At 70.2% G+C, this 21,201-nt stretch carries 24 protein-coding genes; 16 read left to right on the top strand and 8 right to left on the bottom strand.

Features of this window, described 5'->3' with window-relative positions; translation table 11 throughout:
• Positions 1 to 114 precede the first annotated feature (114 nt).
• Positions 115 to 489 carry a hypothetical protein gene (locus AruCF_RS20690; protein WP_049075779.1) on the top strand — a complete coding sequence of 125 codons (375 nt, stop codon included), beginning with the start codon at positions 115 to 117 and terminating at the stop codon, positions 487 to 489.
• A gap of 173 nt (positions 490 to 662) precedes the next feature.
• Here the strand turns inward: AruCF_RS20690 and AruCF_RS20695 are convergent, their stop codons facing one another.
• The gene (locus AruCF_RS20695) at positions 663 to 2,957 is read right to left on the bottom strand and encodes an NADP-dependent malic enzyme (RefSeq protein WP_049075781.1); all 2,295 of its coding nucleotides are present in this window, start codon (positions 2,955 to 2,957) and stop codon (positions 663 to 665) included.
• 106 nt (positions 2,958 to 3,063) lie between these two features.
• Between AruCF_RS20695 and AruCF_RS20700 the strand changes: the two genes are divergently transcribed.
• The 4 genes from AruCF_RS20700 (at position 3,064) to AruCF_RS20715 (ending at position 6,548) form a co-directional block, all read left to right on the top strand.
• Entirely contained in the window at positions 3,064 to 4,026 is a 963-nt protein-coding gene (locus AruCF_RS20700) for a LysR substrate-binding domain-containing protein (RefSeq protein WP_049075784.1), read from the top strand.
• A gap of 40 nt (positions 4,027 to 4,066) precedes the next feature.
• Positions 4,067 to 4,861 (top strand): AraC family transcriptional regulator, encoded by a 795-nt coding sequence (locus tag AruCF_RS20705; protein ID WP_049075786.1) that lies wholly within the window; start codon positions 4,067 to 4,069, stop codon positions 4,859 to 4,861.
• A 94-nt stretch (positions 4,862 to 4,955) separates the two neighbouring features.
• On the top strand, positions 4,956 to 5,843 hold the full coding sequence (locus AruCF_RS20710) for a DMT family transporter (protein ID WP_049075788.1): 888 nt from the start codon (positions 4,956 to 4,958) through the stop codon (positions 5,841 to 5,843).
• A 3-nt stretch (positions 5,844 to 5,846) separates the two neighbouring features.
• Entirely contained in the window at positions 5,847 to 6,548 is a 702-nt protein-coding gene (locus AruCF_RS20715; protein ID WP_049075789.1) for a B3/B4 domain-containing protein, read from the top strand.
• Between the two features lie 48 nt (positions 6,549 to 6,596).
• Here the strand turns inward: AruCF_RS20715 and AruCF_RS20720 are convergent, their stop codons facing one another.
• Positions 6,597 to 7,067 (bottom strand): MarR family winged helix-turn-helix transcriptional regulator, encoded by a 471-nt coding sequence (locus AruCF_RS20720; RefSeq protein ID WP_049075790.1) that lies wholly within the window; start codon positions 7,065 to 7,067, stop codon positions 6,597 to 6,599.
• Between the two features lie 185 nt (positions 7,068 to 7,252).
• Here AruCF_RS20720 and AruCF_RS20725 point away from each other — a divergent pair, with 185 nt between their 5' ends.
• Positions 7,253 to 8,605 (top strand): MATE family efflux transporter, encoded by a 1,353-nt coding sequence (locus tag AruCF_RS20725; RefSeq protein WP_049078056.1) that lies wholly within the window; start codon positions 7,253 to 7,255, stop codon positions 8,603 to 8,605.
• Positions 8,606 to 8,615: 10 nt separating this feature from the next.
• On the opposite strand, the gene AruCF_RS20730 is transcribed toward AruCF_RS20725, so the two are convergent.
• Entirely contained in the window at positions 8,616 to 9,545 is a 930-nt protein-coding gene (locus tag AruCF_RS20730; protein WP_049075791.1) for a LysR family transcriptional regulator, read from the bottom strand.
• A gap of 125 nt (positions 9,546 to 9,670) precedes the next feature.
• Here AruCF_RS20730 and AruCF_RS20735 point away from each other — a divergent pair, with 125 nt between their 5' ends.
• Both AruCF_RS20735 and AruCF_RS20740 read left to right on the top strand, forming a co-directional pair.
• Positions 9,671 to 10,081, top strand: coding sequence for a hypothetical protein (locus AruCF_RS20735; RefSeq protein WP_049075792.1), 411 nt, complete (start codon positions 9,671 to 9,673; stop codon positions 10,079 to 10,081).
• Positions 10,078 to 10,848: a sulfite exporter TauE/SafE family protein gene (locus AruCF_RS20740; protein ID WP_049075794.1), complete on the top strand. Its 771-nt coding sequence runs from the start codon at positions 10,078 to 10,080 to the stop codon at positions 10,846 to 10,848. The genes AruCF_RS20735 and AruCF_RS20740 overlap by 4 nt, the downstream gene beginning before the upstream one ends.
• 14 nt (positions 10,849 to 10,862) lie before the next feature.
• On the opposite strand, the gene AruCF_RS20745 is transcribed toward AruCF_RS20740, so the two are convergent.
• The 3 genes from AruCF_RS20745 to AruCF_RS20750 form a co-directional block, all read right to left on the bottom strand.
• Complete coding sequence (locus AruCF_RS20745) at positions 10,863 to 11,666, bottom strand: SDR family NAD(P)-dependent oxidoreductase (RefSeq protein WP_049075795.1); 804 nt, start codon at positions 11,664 to 11,666, stop codon at positions 10,863 to 10,865.
• A 234-nt stretch (positions 11,667 to 11,900) separates the two neighbouring features.
• The gene (locus AruCF_RS29575; RefSeq protein ID WP_167385886.1) at positions 11,901 to 12,053 is read right to left on the bottom strand and encodes a hypothetical protein; all 153 of its coding nucleotides are present in this window, start codon (positions 12,051 to 12,053) and stop codon (positions 11,901 to 11,903) included.
• 144 nt (positions 12,054 to 12,197) lie between these two features.
• Positions 12,198 to 13,085, bottom strand: coding sequence for a LysR family transcriptional regulator (locus AruCF_RS20750; protein WP_049075797.1), 888 nt, complete (start codon positions 13,083 to 13,085; stop codon positions 12,198 to 12,200).
• A 109-nt stretch (positions 13,086 to 13,194) separates the two neighbouring features.
• Here AruCF_RS20750 and AruCF_RS20755 point away from each other — a divergent pair, with 109 nt between their 5' ends.
• Together AruCF_RS20755 and AruCF_RS20760 are read left to right on the top strand one after the other, a co-directional pair.
• Positions 13,195 to 14,097, top strand: coding sequence for an alpha/beta fold hydrolase (locus AruCF_RS20755; RefSeq protein ID WP_049075798.1), 903 nt, complete (start codon positions 13,195 to 13,197; stop codon positions 14,095 to 14,097).
• A 117-nt stretch (positions 14,098 to 14,214) separates the two neighbouring features.
• Positions 14,215 to 14,547 carry a hypothetical protein gene (locus AruCF_RS20760; RefSeq protein ID WP_049075799.1) on the top strand — a complete coding sequence of 111 codons (333 nt, stop codon included), beginning with the start codon at positions 14,215 to 14,217 and terminating at the stop codon, positions 14,545 to 14,547.
• A gap of 33 nt (positions 14,548 to 14,580) precedes the next feature.
• On the opposite strand, the gene AruCF_RS20765 is transcribed toward AruCF_RS20760, so the two are convergent.
• Complete coding sequence (locus tag AruCF_RS20765; RefSeq protein WP_049075800.1) at positions 14,581 to 15,117, bottom strand: GNAT family N-acetyltransferase; 537 nt, start codon at positions 15,115 to 15,117, stop codon at positions 14,581 to 14,583.
• A 7-nt stretch (positions 15,118 to 15,124) separates the two neighbouring features.
• Positions 15,125 to 15,697, bottom strand: a complete 573-nt coding sequence (locus tag AruCF_RS20770; protein ID WP_049075802.1) for a helix-turn-helix domain-containing protein — start codon at positions 15,695 to 15,697, stop codon at positions 15,125 to 15,127.
• Positions 15,698 to 15,823: 126 nt separating this feature from the next.
• Here AruCF_RS20770 and AruCF_RS20775 point away from each other — a divergent pair, with 126 nt between their 5' ends.
• From AruCF_RS20775 to AruCF_RS20800, 6 genes are all read left to right on the top strand, one after another.
• Positions 15,824 to 17,344, top strand: a complete 1,521-nt coding sequence (locus tag AruCF_RS20775) for a phospholipase D family protein (protein WP_049075804.1) — start codon at positions 15,824 to 15,826, stop codon at positions 17,342 to 17,344.
• A gap of 84 nt (positions 17,345 to 17,428) precedes the next feature.
• Complete coding sequence (locus tag AruCF_RS20780; protein ID WP_049075805.1) at positions 17,429 to 18,124, top strand: 2OG-Fe(II) oxygenase; 696 nt, start codon at positions 17,429 to 17,431, stop codon at positions 18,122 to 18,124.
• 1 nt (position 18,125) lies between these two features.
• The gene (gene alkB / locus AruCF_RS20785; RefSeq protein WP_049075807.1) at positions 18,126 to 18,785 is read left to right on the top strand and encodes a DNA oxidative demethylase AlkB; all 660 of its coding nucleotides are present in this window, start codon (positions 18,126 to 18,128) and stop codon (positions 18,783 to 18,785) included.
• Between the two features lie 145 nt (positions 18,786 to 18,930).
• Positions 18,931 to 19,926, top strand: coding sequence for a formylglycine-generating enzyme family protein (locus AruCF_RS20790; RefSeq protein WP_049075810.1), 996 nt, complete (start codon positions 18,931 to 18,933; stop codon positions 19,924 to 19,926).
• A 47-nt stretch (positions 19,927 to 19,973) separates the two neighbouring features.
• A complete protein-coding gene (locus tag AruCF_RS20795; protein ID WP_049075812.1) occupies positions 19,974 to 20,357 on the top strand; it encodes a VOC family protein in 384 nt (127 codons plus the stop codon).
• A gap of 2 nt (positions 20,358 to 20,359) precedes the next feature.
• Complete coding sequence (locus AruCF_RS20800; RefSeq protein ID WP_049075814.1) at positions 20,360 to 21,166, top strand: AraC family transcriptional regulator; 807 nt, start codon at positions 20,360 to 20,362, stop codon at positions 21,164 to 21,166.
• The last annotated feature ends 35 nt before the right edge of the window (positions 21,167 to 21,201 follow it).

The following is a 21,201-nucleotide window of genomic DNA, read 5'->3' on the forward strand; positions in this document are numbered from 1 at the left end:
CGACCGGCGCGGGCCGGAAACGGTCCGAGACAAGACGCGGGCGCTTCGCGTACCATCGCATCTAGCCATCAATAGGTTGCCCACGCAGCCTTGACAACAACGAGGGAGCCCGCAATGAAAACCATCCGTCTCATCGCTTTCGCACTCGCCGCCGGCGTCGCGTCCGGACCGGTCCTGGCGGCGCCCGCCGTCATGCTGAACAATGCCCTCATCACCCAGATTTCCAAGGCGGACAAGCCGGCCTTCCACCAAGCGGTGGCCGAAGCGCTGAACAACGCCGCCGACGGCCAGAGCGTCAACTGGTCCAGCACGCCCAAGCGCAAGGCCGCGCCGATCACGGCCAAGATCACGCCGCTGCAGACCAGCACGTCGGGCGACCGTACCTGCCGCCTGCTGGAAGGCGATTTCGCGCGCACCAGCACCACCGAAACCTGGAAGTTCTGGTTCTACAAGCAGCCCGACGGCACCTGGAAGGCCAGCGCCAACTAAGTCCGGGGCCGGCTTTGCCGGCGCCAAGAGCCCTTTCATCGCGCCGTGCCTTCGGCTGGGGGCCCGTTCAGGGGCCCCGTCATCCCGAGGCGGTCCGCCAATAAAAAAACGCCCGCGTCATCATGCGATGACGCGGGCGTTTTACCTTGCGGCCGGGCGCGCCCGCGTGGCGATCAGCCTTCGACGCGGTTGGCGTCCAGCACCGTCAGGGCCGTCATGTTGATGATGCGGCGCACGGTCGAGCTGGAGGTCAGGATGTGCACCGGCGCGTTGGCGCCCAGCAGGATCGGGCCTACCGCGACGTTGCCGCCGGCCGCCGTCTTGAGCAGGTTGTAGGCGATATTGCCGGCATCCACGTTCGGACACACCAGCAGATTGGCCTCGCCCTTGAGCGTCGAGGACGGCAGGATGCGCAGGCGCAGCGCCTCGTCCAGCGCGCAGTCGCCATGCATCTCGCCGTCGATCTCCAGTTCCGGCGCGGCTTCGCGCACCAGTTCCAGCGCGCGGCGCATCTTGGCGCCCGAGGCCGAGCTGCCCGAACCGAAATTCGAGCGCGACAGCAGCGCCACCTTGGGCGCCAGGAACATGCGGCCCACTTCGCGGGCGGCGGCGATGGTGAACTCGGCGATCTGCTCGGCCGTCGGCTCATCGTTGACGTGCGTGTCCACCAGCACCACCGTGCGCTCGTTGAGCAGCAGGATGTTCATGGCGGCGTAGACGTTGGCGCCCGGGCGGCGACCGATCACTTCGTCGATGAAGCGCAGGTGATCGTGATAGGCGCCGACCGTGCCGCAGACCATGCCGTCGGCATCGCCCAGGTGCACCATCATCGCGCCGATCAGGGTCAGGCGGCGGCGCATTTCCACGCGCGCCATTTCCTTGGTGATGCCGCGGCGGCACATCAGTTCCCAGTAGGTGGTCCAGTACTGGTGGAAGCGCTCGTCGTATTCCGGGTTGGTGACTTCGACATCCTCGCCCAGACGCAGGCGCAGGCCGAATTTCTCGATGCGCGACAGCAGCACGGCGGGACGGCCCACCAGGATCGGGCGCGCCACGCCTTCGTCGACGATGACCTGCACCGCGCGCAGCACGCGTTCGTCCTCGCCCTCGGTGAAGACGATGCGCGACTTGCCGCCGTTGCGCACGATGCGCTTGGCCGCCGAGAACAGCGGCTTCATGAAGGCGCCGGAGTGGTAGACGAACTGCTGCAGCTGCTCTTCGTAGGCTTCCAGGTCGGCCAGCGGGCGCGTGGCCACGCCGCCTTCCATGGCGGCCTTGGCCACCGCCGGCGCGATGCGCACGATCAGGCGCGGATCGAACGGCTTGGGAATCAGGTACTCGGGACCGAACGAAATGTCGTAGGTGCCATAGGCGGCGGCCACCACTTCGTTCTGCTCTTCCTCGGCCAGTTCGGCGATGGCGTAGACCGCCGCCTTTTCCATTTCACGCGTGATGGTGGTGGCGCCCACATCCAGCGCGCCGCGGAAGATGTACGGGAAGCACAGCACGTTGTTGACCTGGTTCGGGTAGTCCGAACGGCCGGTTGCCATGACGACGTCGTCGCGCACGCCGTGCGCCACTTCCGGCAGGATTTCCGGGGTGGGGTTGGCCAGCGCCAGGATCAGCGGGCGCGGGCCCATCTTGGCCACCATCTCGGGCTTGAGCACGCCGCCGGCCGACAGGCCCAGGAACACGTCCGCGCCCTCGATGACTTCGGCCAGCTCGCGGGCGTCGGTCTTCTGCGTGAAGCGCGCCTTGTCCGGATCCATCAGCACGGTGCGGCCCTCGTACACCACGCCCTCGATGTCGGTGACCCAGATGTTTTCCAGCGGCAGGCCCAGGTCCACCATCAGGTCCAGACAGGCCAGCGCGGCCGCGCCGGCGCCGGACGTGACGACCTTGACCTTGTCGATCTGCTTGCCCACGACCTTCAGGCCGTTGATGAAGGCGGCGGAAACGGTGATGGCGGTGCCGTGCTGGTCGTCATGGAAGACGGGGATCTTCATGCGCTCGCGCAGCTTGCGCTCGACCGTGAAGCATTCCGGCGCCTTGATGTCTTCGAGGTTGATGCCGCCGAAGGTCGGCTCCAGGCCGGCGATGATCTCGACCAGCTTGTCCGGATCGGTTTCGTTGATCTCGATGTCGAACACGTCCAGGCCGGCGAACTTCTTGAACAGCACCGCCTTGCCTTCCATCACCGGCTTGGAGGCCAGCGCGCCGATGTTGCCCAGGCCCAGCACCGCGGTGCCGTTGGAGATCACCCCCACCAGGTTGCCGCGGCCGGTGTAGCGGAACACATTGGCCGGATCCGTCACGATTTCTTCGCAGGCCGCCGCCACGCCGGGCGAGTACGCCAGGGCCAGGTCACGCTGGTTGGTAAGCGGCTTGGACGCCACGACGGAGATCTTTCCCGGGGTGGGAAACTCGTGGTAATCCAGAGCGGCCTGGCGGTCTGCTTGCGAATTCATGGGGCGGCGCCTCCTAGTCTTGAACAGGAAAAATTCTAGGGCGGCAGGCATAAGGTGTTCATTCGGATTTAATATTATCACATCACCTTTTTCTTATGCCTTGTCTATGACACCGTTTTCGCCGGACGAGGTGCTCCGGAAACTGACCTCGCGGCTCAAGATGCGGCATCTGATGCTGCTGCTGCAGATCGAGCAGCACGGCTCCCTGACCCGGGTGGCCGAGCACATGGCCACCAGCCAGCCGGCCGTGACCAATGCGCTGGCCGAACTGGAAAGCATGTTCGACGTGCCGCTGTTCGAACGCTCCGTGCGCGGCATGACCCCCACCCCCCTGGGCGCCGTGGTGCTGGCGCGGGCCCGCGCGCTGGTGCACGACCTGGGCCACCTGGTGCAGGAAATGGAGGCCGTGGCCGCCGGCCAGGCCGCCCATCTGCACATCGGCGTGATCCCGTTCGTCTCGGGCCAATTGCTGTCGGCCGCCATCGCCCGCACCATGCCCCAAGGACGCGGCATCACCGCCACCATCCATGAGGGCCAGGGCCCGGCCCTGCTGCGCCAGTTGCGCGACCACACGCTGGACGTGGTGGTGGGCTGGGCCACGCCGTCGGTGGACCTGGGCCAGATCGACTTCGAAGTGCTGTATCACCAGCCGCCGCGCCTGATCGCCAGCCGCCGCCTGGCGGCGCGGCTGGGCCGCGCGCGGCTGGAGTGGAACATGCTGGCCGACCTGGACTGGATCCTGGGCACGCCGGACAGCCCGATCCGCGAGCAGGTGGCCGACATCTTCCTGCGCGCCGGCCTGGCGCCGCCGACGCCCTCGGTGCAGAGCGATTCATCCAAACTGATCGGCGAGATGATCGTGGCCAGCGACCGCGCCGTGTCGATCCTGCCGGCCGACATCGCCGACGAGCTGGTGCGTATCGCCGGCGCGGCGATCGTGCCGTATTCTTTCGACTGGACCTTGCCGCCGATTTCGCTGTTCACCCGTGCCGACGGCTTGCGGCGCAATGTCGACGCCCTGTTCGCGGCGGCCTTGCGCGACGTATTCAGCCGCCACGGCCGGGTCTGAGGCCGCCCGCGCCCGTTTCGGCACACCACGGAGCCCGCCCATGCGCGCCAACCAGTTCGTCATGCATCGCAGCGCCCTGCCCGGGGTGCAGGCGGTGGCCGCGCGCAGCGCGCGGGCGTTTGCGCGTCACACGCACGAACAGTTCGGCATCGGCGTGATGCGCCAGGGCGGGCAACTGTCGCACAGCGGCCGCGGCCAGGTCGAGGCGGGGCCGGGCCAGGTGATCACCGTCAATCCCGGCGAAGTACATGACGGCGCCCCGGTCGGCGGCGAGCGCGCCTGGCAGATGCTGTACCTGGATGCGGCGGTGGTGGCCGACAGCGCCGAGACGCTGCCGGGCGGCGCCAGCTTCGAGTTCGAATATCCGGTGATGGACGCGCCCATGCTGGCGGCCGACCTGTTGTCGCTGTACGCGCTGGCGATTGCCGGCGGCGAACCGCTGGCGCGCGACACGCTATTGCTGCGGGTATTGGCGCGCGCCCGCCGCCAGGCGGCGCCCCCGCCTCGGCCCGGCGTGCCCGCCGGCATCCGCCACGCGCTCGGTCTGATCGACGACGCGCCCGCCGCCGCGCTGTCGCTGGCCGATCTGGCCGGGGCCAGCGGCCTGAGCCGTTTCCAGGTGCTGCGCGCCTTCAGCCGCGCCACCGGCATGACGCCGCATGCGTACCAGATGCAGCGCCGCCTGCTGCTGGCGCGCCGCCTGCTGCGCCAGGGCATGGCGCTGGCCGACGCCGCCGCGGCCGCCGGCTTTGCGGACCAGAGCCACATGACGCGGCTGTTCTCGCGCGCCTATGGCGTGTCGCCCGGCCGCTACGCCCAGGCCGCCACGCGCTGACGGCGCGACCGGCTGATCCGCCGCAATTTCGTTCAAGACGCCGGGCCCCGCCCGCGCCTACGCTGCGGCCTTGTCCTGATTCCGGCCGTTTTCCATGAACCGAACCCAAGGGTATGCCTGCCTGGCCGCCGCCATGGCGCTGGTGGGCAGCACCGTCGTCGCCAGCAAGATCATCGCGGCGGGGCTGCCGCCCTTTACCGCCACCGCGCTGCGTTTCGCGCTGGCGCTACCTTGCTTCGCGCTGCTGGGGTGGCTGACCGGCACGCGCTTGCCGCGCCTGGGCGGTCGCGACTGGCTGCTGCTGGCGGCGCAGGCCATCGCCGGCAGCGTGGGCTACACCACGCTGCTGATCGGCGGACTTGGGCGGACCTCGGCGGTGGATGGCGGGGTGATCCTGGGCACCCTGCCGCTGGTGTCGGCCGCCATCGCCATCGCGCTGCTGGGCGAGCGGCCGGGCAAGGCCACGCTGCTGGCCATCGCCACGGCGGCGGCGGGCGTATGGCTGATGACGCCCGGCCCCGCGGCGCCGGACGCCGGCTCGTGGATCGGCAATGCGCTGGTACTGGGCGCGGTGGTGTGCGAGGGATTGTTCATCCTGCTGCAGAAGCGGCTGCGCGTGCCGCTGCCGCCCCTGGCGTTATCGACGGCGATGTGCGCGCTGGGCCTGGCCGTGTGCCTGCCGGCCAGCCTGATGGAGGCGCCGTGGACGCTGGCGCTTTCCACCAAGGCGCTGCTGGCGGTAGCCTATTACGCGCTGGTGCCGACCGTGGCCGGCTTCGTGCTGTGGTACGCCGGCGCACAGCGTGTTGCCGGCACGGAAGCCGCCCTGTTCACCGCCATCGCGCCGGTCTCGGCCGTGCTGCTGGCGGCCCTGCTGCTGGATGAATCGCTGTCGCGCCACCAACTCGCGGGCATGGCCTGCGTGCTGGGCGCCGTCCTGATCCTGGGCCGGACCCGCAAGCCGGCCTCCATTACGAGGTAAGCCATGCTGTTTCGTCACGCGAGCGCCATCTGGCGCGATTATCCCCAGCTGGCCGTCGGGGCCCTGCATGTGCGCGGTATTCATCGGCAGGCGCGGGTCGAGGCGCAGGCCGAGCCGTTCCTGCGGCAGGCGCGCCTGCGCCTGGACAGCGCCAGCGAATCCGACCTGCCGGAGATCCAGGCCTGGCGCCGCGCGTTCGCCAGCATGGGCGTCAAGCCCACGCAATACCGCTGCGCTTCGGAGGCCCTGCTGCGTCGTCTGCGCAAGGAGGGGGCGATGCCGCCGCTGCATCCGCTGGTCGAACTGTGCAATGCGGCCTCCATGGCCTACGCGATTCCCGTCGCGGCGCTGGACGCGCAGCGCCTGGGATCGGCGCTGGAAGTGCGCCACGCCGACGGCACCGAGCGCTATCTCACGTTCGGCGGCGATACCGAACATCCCGAGCCGGGGGAAGTCATCTATGCCGATCCCGAGGGCCGCGCGCATGCGCGCCGCTGGACCAATCGCCAGAGCGGCCTGTCGGCGGTGCACGACGGCACGCGCGAGGTGCTGATCGTGGCCGAGGCCTTGCATGCCGACGCCGCGCGCGACATCGCGCGGCTGACCGAGGCGCTGCGCGCGGCCCTGGCCGAAGTGTGGCAGGCCCCGGCGCGGCACGCGCTGCTGACGGCGCGGGCGCCGGACTTCGAGGTGGCCAGGGATTGAGCCCAGGGCGTCGCGGGCGGAACGCGGACGCCCCCGGGGCGCTGGCGCTCAACCGCGGCTGAACGCCAGCGCGAAATCGTCGGAGAAGATATCCGCCAGCGACTGCCGCAAGGCGGCGGCGCGCTCGGCGCCATAGGCCGCCTCGAAGCGGCGCTGCGCGTCTTTCCACAGCCGCTTGGACTCGGCCAGCTTGGCGCGGCCGGCATCGGTCAGGGCCACGCGGCGGCTGCGGCCATCGCGCTCATCGCGCGCCATGCGCACGTAGCCGTCGCGCTCGAGCGGCTTGAGGTTGTGCGCCAGGGCGGAACGGTCCAGCACCATGGCGCGCGCCAGGTCGGTCATGGACGGCGTGCCGGCGCGCGCGATGTGCACCAGGATCGAATGCTGCGACACCTTCAGCCCGCAGGGCGCGAGCACGGTGTCGTAGAGCTGCGAGACGCGCCGGGTGGCCTTGCGCAAGGCGGCGCCGTTGCAGATCAGCGGGTCCGGGGGGATGGCGGAGGAATCGGCGTCGGACATGATGGGTTCAGGGAGCACGGCAAGTTCATAACGCTACTGCCGCGCCAGAGCGGAGTCTAGCGCATTCTTGACATTTATTGGCATATGCACGTAAATTTTCCGCACCCTTCCCTCTGGCTTCCCCGACCATGTCAGCCACCCGCGCCGCCGCCACGCCCCGCCCCGCCAACGCGCGCCTGCAGGCGATGCTGCACGCGCCGATCGCCCCCACGCTGGCGCGGCTGGCGTGGCCCAATATCCTGATGATGCTGGCGCAGTCCGCCACCGGCCTGATCGAAACCTGGTTCCTGGCGCGCCTGGGCACGCCGGTGCTGGCCGGGGTGGCGCTGGTGGTGCCGGTGCTGATGCTGATGCAGAACATGTCGCAGGGCGCGATGGGCGGCGGCATCTCGGCGGCGGTGGCGCGCGCGCTGGGCGCGGGACGGCAGCGGGAGGCCGACCAGTTGGTGCTGCACGCGGTGGTCCTGAACGCCGCGCTGGGCCTGGCGTTCTGCGTGCTGCTGCTGGCCTGCGGTCCACGGCTGTATCGCGCCCTGGGCGCCGACGGCGCGACGCTGGACGCGGCGCTGGCCTATTCCAATGTCATCTTCGGCGGCATCGTGCTGATGTGGCTGATGAACGCCTTCGCCAGCGTCATCCGCGGCACCGGCAACATGCTGGTGCCGGGCGCGGTGATCTGCGGCGGCGCGCTATTGCTGGTGCCGCTGTCGCCCTGCCTGATCTTCGGCTGGGGCCCGTTCCCGGCGCTGGGCGTGGCGGGCGGCGGCTGGGCGCTGGTCTGTTACTACGCGGCAGGCACGCTGCTGCTGGGCGGCTATTGCCTGAGCGGGCGCAATGCCGCGCGCCTGACCCGCAGCCGCCTGCACCTGAGCCTGATGCGCAGCATCCTGCGGGTCGGCGCGCTGGCCACGCTCAATCCCTTGCTGACCAACGGCCTGGTGGCGTTGACGGTGGCGCTGGTGGGCGCCTACGCCGGCACCGCCGCAGTGGCCGGCTACGGCATCGCGGTGCGGCTGGAATACCTGATGATCCCGCTGGCGTTCGGGCTCGGCGCGCCGATGGTGGCGATGGTCGGCGCCAACATCGGCGCCGGCCAGCCCGAACGGGCGCTGCGCATCGCGCTGACCGGCGGCGCCATGGCGTTCGCGCTGGCCGAGGTCATCGGCCTGGCGGCCGCGCTGCTTCCCGAAGCCTGGCTGCGCCTGTTCGGCGCCGAGGACCACATGCTGGAAGCGGGCGCCGCCTATCTGCGCATCGTCGGGCCGGTGTACGGCTTTTTCGCGCTGGGCTTCTCGATGTACTTCGCCTCGCAGGGCGCGGGGCGCTTGAAGTGGCCGCTGTGGGCCGGCGTCCTGCGCCTGGCCATCGCCATCGGCGCGGGCGGCGCGGTGCTGCGCCTGACCGGTTCGCTGGCCTGGTTCTTCGCGGTCGCCGCGCTGGCCATGGTCCTGTACGGCCTGGTGATCCTGGCCGCCGTGGCGTCGGGGTCCTGGTTCGAGCGCGGCCACTTGCGCGAGTCGCGCCTGGCGGGGCGTTGAGCCGCGCCAGCTAGCCCCTGTCCGCACCGGGAACGGGCTCGGCCCGCCCTCGGGCGCGAGGCGCATCGCGCAGCGCGTAGGCCACCAGTTGCTGGGCATAGGCCGGCAGCTCGCCGCGCACGCACAGCACCAGGTCGCGCACCGCCCAGTCATCCACCAGCGCCACCCGCCGCACGCCGGCGGCGCGGCCATGGCGCACGGCGGCGACCCGCGGCATGATGGCGATGCCCACCCCCTGTCCCACCAGTCGGCAGACCGCGTCGAAGCTGCGCAGGCGCACGCGGTACGACAGCACCTTGCCACCGCGGCGCGCATGATGCGCGATGTGCTCCTGCAGCGCGCTGCCTTCCACCAGGCCGACGAATTCCTCGTCCGCCACGTCGGCCAGCAGCGCGGTCTGGCGCCCCGCCAGGGGATGGTCCGGCGGCACCACCAGCGCCAGCGGATCATGGCGAAAACGCCGCACGTGCAGGCCATGCAGATCGGTCGAATCGGCCAGCACGCCGATGTCGCAGGTGCCGGCGCGCAGGGCATCGGCGATTTCGTAGCTGAGACGTTCTTCGAGGTCGACCGACACGCGCGGGTGATCCTTGAGGAAGTCGCCCAGCACCGCCGGCAGGTATTCGCTCAGCGCGGTGGTGTTGCACAGCACGCGCACGTGGCCCCTGAGCCCCTGGCCGTAATGATCCAGTTCGCCGCGCATGCGGTCCATCTGCGCCAGGACCAGGCGCGCGTGATGCGCCAGCGTGCGGCCCGCCGGCGTGGCCAGCACGCCGCGGTGTTCGCGCAGCAGCAGCGGCACGCCCAGCGTTTCCTCCATGCCGCGGATGCGCTCGCTGGCCGACGCCAGCGTCATGTGCGTACGCCGCGCGCCGGCGGTGATGGAGCCGGTCTCCTGCACATTGAGGAAAAGCCGCAGATCGGTCAGGTCGAAGCGCATGACGAAAAGCGTAGCATGCCAGCCTCAGGCTGCTCCATAGGCCGCCTATGCCAGATCCCGATAGGGACGGGCACCGCCCCGGGCGCAGAATGCCCGCATCCACCCATCGAAAGCGGGGTATTCCCATGAAAAATTCCCTTGGCGGCCGCCGGGCGGCGGCCTGGTGCGCGGCGTTAGCGGCGGCGCTGGCGCTGCATTCCTCAGGCCCTGCCGAAGCCAACGGCGTCCTGTCGGCCTACGCCACGCCGGTACAGCAATACGCGCTGGCGCTGGAGGCCCAGACCCAGGGCGATTATCCCGCCATGCTGGCCTGGCTGCGGGCGGCGGCGCGCGCAGGCCATGCGCCGGCGCAACGCATGCTCGGCATCGCGCTGCTCGGCGGCCCGGCCCTGTATGGGGCCGGCCAGTCCGCCGATCTTTGCGAAGGCCGCCTGTGGTTGCTGCGCGCGGCCGCCCAGGGCGCGGGCGACGACGTCGCCTATGCCCTGTTCGGCCGGCCACGCGACGCGCTCACCGCGCACTGCGAGGCCGCATGAGCGCCAACGACCTGCTGGGCGCGGGCACGCCCGCGCTGCTGGCCGCGACCGCCGCGGTCTTCGTGCTGGCGGGCGTGGTGAAGGGCGTGGTGGGGCTGGGCCTGCCCACCATTTCCATGGCCATGCTGGCCTTGGTCATGGCGCCGGCGCAGGCCGCCGCGCTGCTGATCGTGCCGTCGCTCATCACCAATCTGTGGCAGGCGCGGCCATGGCCGACGCTGATGCGGGTGTTGCGCCGCATCGCCACGCTGCAAGCGGGCGTGTGCGTGGGCACGCTGGCCGGCGCGGCGTGGCTCGGCGCGCCCGCCGGCCATTGGGCCAGTGTCTGCCTGGGCATCGCGCTGGTGGCCTATGCGGGCTGGGGCCTGTTCGGCACGCCGCCAGCGGTGCCGGCGCGCCACGAGGGCGCGCTGGGCGCGTTGATCGGCATGGCGACCGGCCTCATCACCGCGGCGACGGGGGTTTTCGTGATTCCCGCCGTGCCATACCTGCAGGCCCTGAACCTCGGCAAGGACGGCCTGATCCAGGCGATGGGCATCTCGTTCACGGTGTCCACCGTGGCCCTGGCGGCGGGGCTATGGCTGAACGGCAGCTATTCCCCGGGCGCGGCCGGCGCCTCGGCGCTGATGCTGCCGCCGGCGCTGGCCGGCATGGCGCTGGGGCAATGGTTGCGCGGCCGGCTGTCGGCGCGCGCGTTCAAGCAATGCTTCATGGTCAGCCTGGCGCTGCTGGGCGCCTACCAGGTGGCGCAAGGCCTGGCCGGGTAGGCGCCCGCGCGGGGTCAGGCCGCCAGGCGCCGTTCGTCGACGAAGCCGATCGACACCGACATCTCGCGCCAGCGCGCCAGTTCCTGCTGCACCGACTGGATCTTGGCGCGCGCCTGGTCGAAGGCGTCGCGGCCCAGGAACAGATGCAGCGGCGCGTATTGCGCGTCCGCCGCCTGGATCAGCGCGCGCGCCGCCTTGGCCGGGTCTCCGGACGCGGCGTGGCCCGCGCCCGCCTCGGGGCGCGCGCCGTCCGCCGGCGCGCGCATCGCGCCGGGATAGACCAGCGACACGCGCACGCCATGCGGCGCGGCCTCCAGGGCCAAGGTTTCGCTCAGCCCGCTGACCGCGAACTTGGCGCCGCTGTAGGCGCCCCAGCCGGCGCTGCCGCCATCGAAACCCAGGATCGACGAGATGTTGAACACGTGGCCGGCGCGCTGCGCGCGCAGGCGCGGCATCACCGCGCGCACCACATTCAGCACGCCGAAGACGTTGATGTCGAAGCTGTCGCGCAGCTCGGCGTCCGACAGCGTTTCCAGCGCGCCCGCCAGGCCATGCCCGGCGTTGTTGACGACCACGTCGATGCGACCGAACGCCGCCACGGTGGTGTCGATCGCGCGGCGCACGCTGCCTTCGTCGGCCAGATTCACTTCCAGGGGCAGGAAGCGGCCTTCGAGCTTGGCGCCCACCGCGTCCATCAATGCATCGACATCGCGCGACGTGGCCGCGACCTTGTGACCCTGGTCGAGCAGCATCCTGACCAGCGCCAGGCCCAGGCCGCCGGCGGCGCCTGTCACAAACCAGATTTTTTCGGTGCTCATGCGATCTCCCTCTGCTTGCGGCGGCCGGCAACACGCCGGCGGCCCGCTGGCGCCCACGGATTCACGCGGAACACATCGACCCCAAGCGTGAGAGGGATATTAAGCATCGCGCATCGACGCGCACAGGCTCGTTCTTGCGTGAAACCTGCCTATTTCTACGGGTTTGCCGTGGCCCGAAGGCCGGGGAGGACGGGGGCAGCCGCGGCGCCCCGCCCCGGGCGGCCTGCGGCGGGATCAGCCCAGCGCGCTGCGGTAGTGCTCGCTGTCGAAGCTCGGCGCGCTGCCAGTGGGCGCGGCATCCGCCACCGGTTGCGTGACCGGCGCGGCGGCGTCGACGCCGAAGAGAGAGAGTTCGGCGGTGACCAATGCAAGGAGAAGATTCGCCATGATGTTTCCTTTGAGTCGAATGCCCAGACCGGCGGCGGCTGCGTCGGTCTTATATAAGACATGGGGCTCATATTGCGGGGCACGGCGGCGGGCGTCCATTTGGTTTACTCAATCAAGGCGATTGAGGCAACGCAAGGCCTTGGCTCAACGCGCGAAGCGGCGTCGCTGGCCCGTCTGCCGCACCGTCGCCACCAGGGCCCGCACGGCGGCTTCGGCCGAGCGCGCGAAGGCATAGAAGCGCGCATTCGGCAGCGCCGGCAAGCCGTCCTCGCGCGACAGCGCCCGCAGCCCCGGGCGCAGCTGGCTGCGCGCCACCGGCGCCACCGCGAACCCTGCCTGCGCGGCCGCCAGGCAGCCGGCCATGCTGCCGCTTTCGAACGCTGGCGACCACGCGCGCCGCGCCTTGCCCAGCGCCGTGATGGCGGCTTCTCGGTAGACGCAGGGCTCGGGAAACACCGCCAGCGGCACGCGCTCGCCCGGCATCCAGGCCTTGTCTTCGCCCCAGGCCCACACCAGTTCTTCTTCCCAAAGCAGTTCGCCTTCATCCCGCACGAGTGAGCACTGCTTGCCGAACACCACGTCGAGCTTGCCGCGCGCCTGCTGGCGCAGCAGGTCCCCCGTCACGCCCACTTTCAGCTCGATGGACGCTCCCGGGTGCGCGCGATGGAATGCCTGCAATACCTCGGCCAGCCAGGCGCCGGCGAAGTCTTCCGATGCGCCGACGCGCAAACGTCCCTTCAGGCCTGCCCCGCTCAGGCGGGCGCGGGCCTCGCGTTCGAGTTCGACGATATTGCGCGCATAGGCGTAGAGCGTCTCGCCAGCGGCGGTCAGTTCGAAGCTGCGCGTGGTGCGTTCGAGCAGGACGACGCCAGCGACCGATTCGAGGCGCTTGATGTGGCCGCTGACCGCGGACGGCGTCAGCGCCAGCGCGTCCGCCGCCAGCGCGAAACCGCCGTGGTCCACGACTTCGAGAAAGGTGCGCAGCAGGGTCAGGTCCAGCACGGCGCCAGCGGGGGACGCGGGGGTATCCATGGGGTCGGCCTCAATACACGATTCTTTGATAATAAACACACATTATTCACTAATCATGATTTCTCGCGCCGCTATCGTGGGCCTTCCGCTATCGGCAGGACAAGCCACCATGACCCCTTACCTCACGATCCGCACCCCCAGGCTGGAAATCGCCTATCTCGAATGGAATCCCGGCGCCGCCCGCAGCGCCGTGCTGCTGCATGGCTGGCCCGACAGCCCGGCCGGCTGGCGCCCGGTGGCGCAGCGGCTGGCCGCCGAAGGCTATCGCGTGTTGTGTCCGGCGCTGCGCGGCTTCGGCCCGACCCGTTTTCTGGACCCGGCCACGCCACGCAGCGGCGAACTGGCGGCGCTGGGCCGCGACCTGCTGGATTTCATCGATGCCCTCGGCCTCGAACAACCGCTGCTGGCGGGCCATGACTGGGGCGCGCGCGCCGCCGCCAACGCCTGCGGCCTGGCCACCGGCGCGGCCGCGCAACTGGTGCTGCTGTCGATCGGGTACGGCACCAACGATCCCGCGCAGGTTCTGCCGCTGCCGCAGGCGCGCAACTACTGGTACCACTGGTTCATGGCCACGCCGCGCGGCGCCGCTGCCGTGCGCGATGATGCGCGCGGCTTCACCCGCTATCTGTGGGACACCTGGTCGCCGGCCGGCTGGTATACCGAAGAAGAATTCGCCGAGGCCGCGCAGGCCTTCGACAACCCCGACTGGGCCGCCGTGGTGTTGCATTCCTATCGCCACCGCTGGGGCTTCGAGCCGGGCGATCCCGCGTACGCGCAGGATGGCGCGCGGCTGACGCCGGCGCCAAGGCTGGCGGTGCCGACCCTGGTGCTGCACGGCGGCGCCGACACCTGCAACCAGCCCGCCACATCCGAAGGCAAGTCGCACTATTTCAGCGGCGGCTATGAACGCCGGGTGCTCGATGGCGTGGGCCATTTCCCGCAGCGCGAGGCGCCGCAGGCGGTGACCGCAGCCATCCTGAATTTCCTCGCCAATCCACCCGCGCGAGGCTGACGCGGCCCGACGCCGCCGGGCAGGAAAACGGGGAATGGCGGATAATCCGGCTATTTCCCGCCTTTCGGGCGGCGGTTTCCCGCCGGCGCCGGCGCGGGGCAGCATCCGGAGTCAGCTATGTATCGCGGCATTGAGGCGATCGAACAATTCATGATGTCCATCGGCCTGGCCTGGCAGCCCGGCCGCACCGAAAGCGCCGAACTGCGCGCCAGCTACCGCATCGGCAACACCCGGCCGCTGGGCATCGACCGCACGCTGGTGGAATTCCACTGCGACGCCAAGCGGCCCAAGGTATGGGTGCCGGAGTTCTCGCGCACCAGCTTTCACCAGTGGTTCGAAGTGCCGTTCCAGGAATTCGAATTCACGCCGGGCGGTTCGATGCTGAAGATCAAGGCCGCCGCGCGCGGCAATGCCCCGCCCTACAGCGTGGGCCTCAAGCCGCTGGCCTGAGCGGCCCTTTGCGCCCGGTGCCCGCCGGGCGTTCTACAGCGGTTTGTACATGATGGTGGTGCCGTCCAGCCGCGACGGATCGCGCGCATCGCGGGCGAATCCCGGGATCACGCCCACCGTGTGATACCCCAGCGAGGTGTACAGCGGCTCGGCGTTGTCGCCAGTGCGCGTGTCCAGCGTGATCAGGCTGCGGCCGGCCTCGACGGCGGCTGCCTCCGCCGCCTGCATCAGCGCGCGGGCGATGCCGCGGCGGCGGAAATCCGGATGCACCAGCAACTTGCGGATCTCGGCGCGGTGCGGTTGATTGGGCGGCGTATCGCAGTCCAGCTGCACCGAGCCGGCCACGCGCCCCGCCTCCATCGCCACCAGCAGCACCAATCCGCCGCTTTCGAGCGGCGGCAACACCTTGTCGAGCCAGAATGCCCGCGCCGCCTCGGGGCCGAAGGGCAGCACGAAACTGACGCTGGCGCCATCCTGCACGCAGGCATGCAGCAGTTCGCCCAGGCCGGGCAGCAACGCGTGGGCTTCATCCGCGGTAACGCGGTTCAATGCAAGGGTATCGGTGGACATGATGGACTCAGACGATGAACAACAGGTAACGGGCGCCGCTGTGCGGCGGGGTGTCGAAGGCGCTGGCGCCGTAGAGCTGGTAGCGCAGGCAGTCGCCGGGCGCGAGGGAGTGGGATTGGCCGTCGACGCGGATCGACAGTTCGCCTTCCAGCATGACCAGGTGGTGTTCCAGGCCGGCCCGCGGTGACTGCGGGTAGTCGATGTGGGTGGCGGGAGGCAACTCGCAGGCCAGGACCTCGCCGGCCAGCTTCTGCGACGGCGGCGATACCGAGCGGCGCCGGAAGCCGGTGGCGCCATCGACCCACAGCGCCTGCGCCGCGCTCGGCACCAACGGGTTGAAGTCGTCTTCGACCATGCGCATCAGGCGCGACATGGTCATGCCATAGGCGCCGCAGAGTTTTCCCAGCGCGCTGGCGGTGGGACTGACCTCGGCGTTTTCCAGGCGCGACAAGGTGGCGCGGCTGACGCCGGCACGGCCGGCCAGTTCATCCAGCGACCAGCCGCGCTCGAGGCGCAGGGTCTTGAGGCGGCCGGCCAGGCGCTGGTCCAGGTCGGCATCGGGAGCGGTTGCGTTTTCCATATTCGGGAATTTATCCCATATATGAAACTTCATCAATGGCGGGCTTGCGCCGCGTCCGGCGCCGCCTCCCGGGCATGGCGACAATTCGGCACAATACGGCGTATGCACACAGCCCGATTCGTCTCCATGACCGTCCTCTGCCTGGGCATCCTGACGGGCTGCAGCCTGCCGCCCCTGGAATCACGCAGCGCCTCGCAGGCGCTGGCGCCCGACGCCGCCCGCGACACCGCGCTGGGCCGCGCCATCGCGCCGCTGGCCGCGCAACACCCGGGTAAATCCGGCATCCATCCGCTGGCCGACGCCCACGACGCCTTCGCCGCGCGCATGATGCTGGCGCGCGCCGCGCAACGCAGCCTGGACGTGCAGTACTACATCTGGCACGACGACCTGACCGGCACGCTGCTGCTGGAAGCGCTGCACGCGGCCGCCGATCGCGGCGTGCGGGTGCGGCTGCTGCTGGACGATAACGGCACCGCCGGGCTGGACAAGGTGCTCGCGGCGCTGGATGCGCACCCGAACATCGAGGTGCGCCTGTACAACCCATTCGTGGTGCGCTGGCCCAAGTTCATCGGCTACCTGACCGACTTCCGCCGCCTGAACCGGCGCATGCACAACAAGTCGTTCACCGCCGACAACCAGGCCACCATCGTCGGCGGGCGCAATATCGGCGACGAATACTTCGGCGCCACCGACGGCGTGCTGTTCACCGACCTCGACGTGCTGGCCGTGGGCGATGCGGTGCAGGACGTGTCGAACGACTTCGACCGCTATTGGGCCAGCGAATCGGCCTATCCGGTGGACCGGCTGCTCAAGCCGGCCGGCCCCGACGAACTGGCGGCGCTGGCGCGCACGGCCACCACGCTGGAACGCTCGCCCGAGGCCGCCGCCTACGCCGAGGCCATGCGCCAGCTGCCCTTCATCCAGCAGTTGCTGCGCGGCGAGCTGGCGCTGGAATGGGCGCCGACCCGCATGGTCAGCGACGATCCGCGCAAGACCCTGGGCACCGCCCCGCCCGAAGCCATGCTGTCGCACCAGCTGCAAGACATCATCGGCACGCCCGCCACCGACGTCGAACTGGTCTCGCCCTACTTCGTGCCCACCGCCAGCGGCACCGAGGCCTTCGCGGCCATGGCGCAACGCGGGGTCAAGGTGCGGGTGCTGACCAACGCGCTGGAGGCCACCGACGTGGCCGTGGTGCATTCCGGCTACGCCTCGCGCCGCCGCGACCTGCTGGCCGCCGGCGTCGAGCTGTTCGAGATGAAGCGGCAGCCGGGCGAGGTCGAGCGCAACAAGAGCCTGGGACCGTTCGGCAGCTCGGGATCGAGCCTGCATGCCAAGACCTTCGCGGTGGACGGACGCAGCGTGTTCGTCGGTTCGTTCAATTTCGATCCGCGTTCGGCGCGCCTGAATACCGAACTGGGCTTTGTCATCGACAGCCCGACGCTGGCGCGCCACATCGCCAAGGCCTTCGACGAGGACATTGCGCGCACCGCCTACCGCGTCTGCCTGGACGACAAGGGCGCGCTGTACTGGCTGGAGCAGCGCGATGGCCAGAGCATCCGCCACGACACCGAACCGGGCACCACCGCCTGGCAGCGCTTTTCGGTCTGGTTCGTGTCGCTGCTGCCAATCGAATCGCTGCTGTAGCGTGACCGCAAGCAACGGAGTTCGCGCCGGACAGGGACGGCGGTAGACTGGATGTCCGCCGACTTCCGTTGCCCCGCCGTTCCCATGAGCAAGCTCGACACCCTGGACTGGACCCGCATCGCCGCCGACCTGGACGCGCGCGGCCACGCCGTGGCCGCCGGCCTGCTCACGCCCGCGCAGTGCCAGGCGCTGGCGGCCGGCTACGCGGACGAGCATCGCTACCGCAGCCGCATCGTCATGAGCCGCCATGGCTTCGGCCGCGGCGAATACAAATACTTCGCCTATCCGCTGCCGCGCCTGCTGCACAACCTGCGCACCGCGCTGTACCCGCGGCTGGCGCCGATCGCCAACCGCTGGAACCGGCAGATGGGCATCGCGGTCGAGTATCCGGCCGGGCACGCCGCCTTCCTGGCGCGCTGCCACCAGGCCGGCCAGCGCCGGCCGACGCCGCTGATCCTGCAATACGGGCCCGGCGACTACAACTGCCTGCACCAGGACCTGTACGGCGAGCACGTCTTCCCGTTGCAGGTGGCGGTGCTGCTGTCGCGTCCGGGCGAGGACTTCACCGGCGGCGAATTCGTCATGACCGAAACCGATAGCGCCGGCCAGCGGGCCGAGGTGTTGCCGCTGAGCCAGGGCGACGCGCTGATCTTCACCGTCAACCAACGCCCGGTGGCCGGCGCGCGCGGCTGGCGCCGCGTGGCCATGCGCCACGGCGTCAGCGCGCTGCGCGACGGGCGGCGCCACACGCTTGGCGTGATCTTCCACGACGCGGCCTGATATGGGAACCAGCCTGAACCTGTTCGACGATGAAGAGATCGCGCAGACCGGCCGCGAAAGCATCGGCGCGCAATCGGTGGTGCTGCGCGGCTATGCGCTGCCGGCGGCACAGGCGTTGCTGGCCGGGGTCGACACGGTGCGCCGGCAGGCGCCGTTTCGCCACATGGTCACGCCCGGCGGCCTGCCGATGTCGGTGGCGCTGACCAACTGCGGCCGCCATGGCTGGACCAGCGATGAACAGGGGTATCGCTACACGCGCGAGGATCCGCTATCCGGCTTGCCATGGCCGGACATGCCCGAGGCCTTCGATACGCTGGCGCGCGCGGCCGCGTGCGAGGCGGGCTTTCCCGGCTTCGCGCCGGACGCCTGCCTGGTCAACCGCTACCAGCCCGGTTCACGGCTGTCGCTGCACCAGGACAAGGACGAGCGCGACTACGGCGCGCCCATCGTCTCGGTGTCGCTGGGCATGCCGGCGGTGTTCCTGTTCGGCGGCCACGCGCGCGGCGACCGGGCCGTGCACGTGCCGCTGTTCCATGGCGATGTGGTGGTGTGGGGCGGCGTCGATCGGCTGCGCTATCACGGCGTGCTGCCGCTCAAGGACCGCCCCCATCCCACGCTGGGCAGCGTGCGGATCAACTTCACCATCCGCCAGGCCGGCTGAAACGGCGCGCCGCGCCAGCCGCTCCCCGATCCGGCCCTCGTCCAGGCCGGCCTGGCGCAAGGCGCGGCCATGCGGGTTCACCAGAACTGGCGGCGGCCAGCGCGCGGGCCTACTATCAGGCACCTTTTCCGCCCTTGGGAATTCCATGCGCCTGAGCCTCGCCCTTGCCCTGCTGTGCCCGTTGCTCGGCCCGCCCGCCGGCGCCGCCGAACCGCCGGCCCGCACCGAGAATTCGCTGGGCATGCCATTCGTCATGGTGCCGGCCGGCAGCTTTCTCATGGGCAGCGACGAACCGCCCGAGGCGCTGGCGCGCGACTATCCCCAATACCCGAGCGAGCGCTTCACGCAATTGTTCGACGAGGCGCCGGTGCACACCGTGCGCATCACCCGGCCCTTCCTGCTGATGCCCACCGAAGTCACCGTGGGCCAGTTCCGCCGCTTCCTGGAGGCTTCGGGCTACGTGCCGGAATCCGAGGCCGACGGCACGGGCGGCTACGGTTACAACGCCGCCTATGATCCCGAGGCGTCCGAACGCGGCGACGCCTTCGAAGGCCGCGACCGCCGCTACTCCTGGCGCAACCCCGGCTTTGCCCAGGACGACACGCATCCGGTGGTCAATGTCAGCTGGAACGACGCCACCGCCATGGCGCGCTGGCTGAGCCAGCGCGAAGGCCAGGTCTACCGGCTGCCGACCGAAGCCGAATGGGAATACGCCGCCCGCGCCGGCGGCCAGGGCCGCTACCAGCACGGCGACGACCCGGCCGCCCTGCCGGACGTGGCCAACACCTTCGACGCGGATGCGGCGCCGCTCTGGCCAAAATGGCGGACCTACGCGGCGGCGCGCAGCGACGGCCACCGCTTCACCGCCCCCGTCGCCAGCCACGCGCCCAACGCCTTCGGCCTGTACGACATGCATGGCAACGCCTGGGAATGGGTGGCCGATTGGTACGGCGAGGACTACTACGCGCACTCGCCCCAGGACGACCCGCAGGGCCCGGCCAGCGGCAACGTGCGGGTGCGCCGCGGCGGCTCGTGGCATACCTGGGCGCTGTACACGCGTTCGGCGTACCGCAACTGGAATACCCCCGAAACACGCTATCCACTGGTCGGATTCCGCCTGCTGCGCGAAGTCGCGCCATGAAGACCGGTTAGCATAGCCGCAAGCCTAACTTTCAAAAGAGTCCCGACATGCATTCGCTGGGCCGCCTCGTCCTGCTGGTCAACGATTACGACACCGCCATCGCCTTCTACCAGGACAAGCTGGGCATGCAGGTGTTCGTCGACATGGCCGTGGGCCCGCAGCGCTATGTGCATCTGCGGCTGCCGGAACAGCCGTCGGTGGGCGTGTGGCTGCTGCAGGCGCAGACCCAGGCCCAGCGCGACCGCGTCGGCGACCAGACCGGCGGCCAGCCGGTGGGCGTGTTCTACACCGACGACGTGGCGCGCGACCATGCACGCTTCGCCGCGCGCGGCGTGCGCTTCACCCGGGAGCCGGTGGACGACACCGCCGCCATCTATGCGCACTTCATCGACCTGTACGGCAATGAGTTCGTGCTGGTGCAGCTGAAATAGCCATGGCCGCTCGTCCCGCCTCCCGCGACTGGATCATGCGCCAAGCGCCGGCGGACCGGTTCGAGCGCATCGAAGCCTACTTCGGCGGCCGCGGCTACGGGCTGCACCGGCATGACACCTACGCCATCGGCTGCACGCTGGCCGGCGTGCAGAGCTTTCACTACCGCCGCGACCTGCGGCACAGCCTGCCGGGCGGCGTGCTGGTACTGCATCCCGACGAGGCGCACGATGGCCAGGCCGGCACCGACGCCGGCTTCCACTACCGCATGGCCTATGTGCAGCCGGCGCTCATCCAGCGCATCCTGGGCGGCCGTCCGCTGCCCTTCGTGCGCGACGGCGTCTCCAACGATGCGCGGCTGCGCGCGGCCTGCGTCGCGCTGTTGCAAGCCCCCGACGCCACCGATCCGCTGCGCGAGGACGACGCGCTCTACGACCTGACGCTGGCGCTGTGCGCCGCCGCGGGCCAGGCCCCCGCCCGGTCGCGGCCCGACTATGCCGCCGGCGAGCGGGCGCGCCAGTACATCCACGACGCGCGCGGCCAGGCGGTGTCGCTGGACGACCTGGAGCGCGCCGCCGGCATCGACCGCTGGCGCCTGTCGCGCGACTTCCGCGCGCTGTACGGCACCAGCCCGTACCGCTACGCCTTGCTGCGCCGCCTTGACCTGGCGCGGCGCCTGATTGCCGCGGGCGAGCCGCTGGCGCAGGCCGCGCTGGCCGCCGGCTTCACCGACCAGAGCCACCTGACGCGCCGCCACGCCGAGGCCTTCGGCATGACGCCCGCGCACTGGCGCGGCGCCCTGCGCCGCTGATGCGCGGCGTTTCGCACAAACGTACAAGACCGCGC

The organism is Achromobacter ruhlandii (genome assembly GCF_002082135.1).
GTDB classification, from domain to species: Bacteria; Pseudomonadota; Gammaproteobacteria; order Burkholderiales; family Burkholderiaceae_B; genus Achromobacter; species Achromobacter ruhlandii.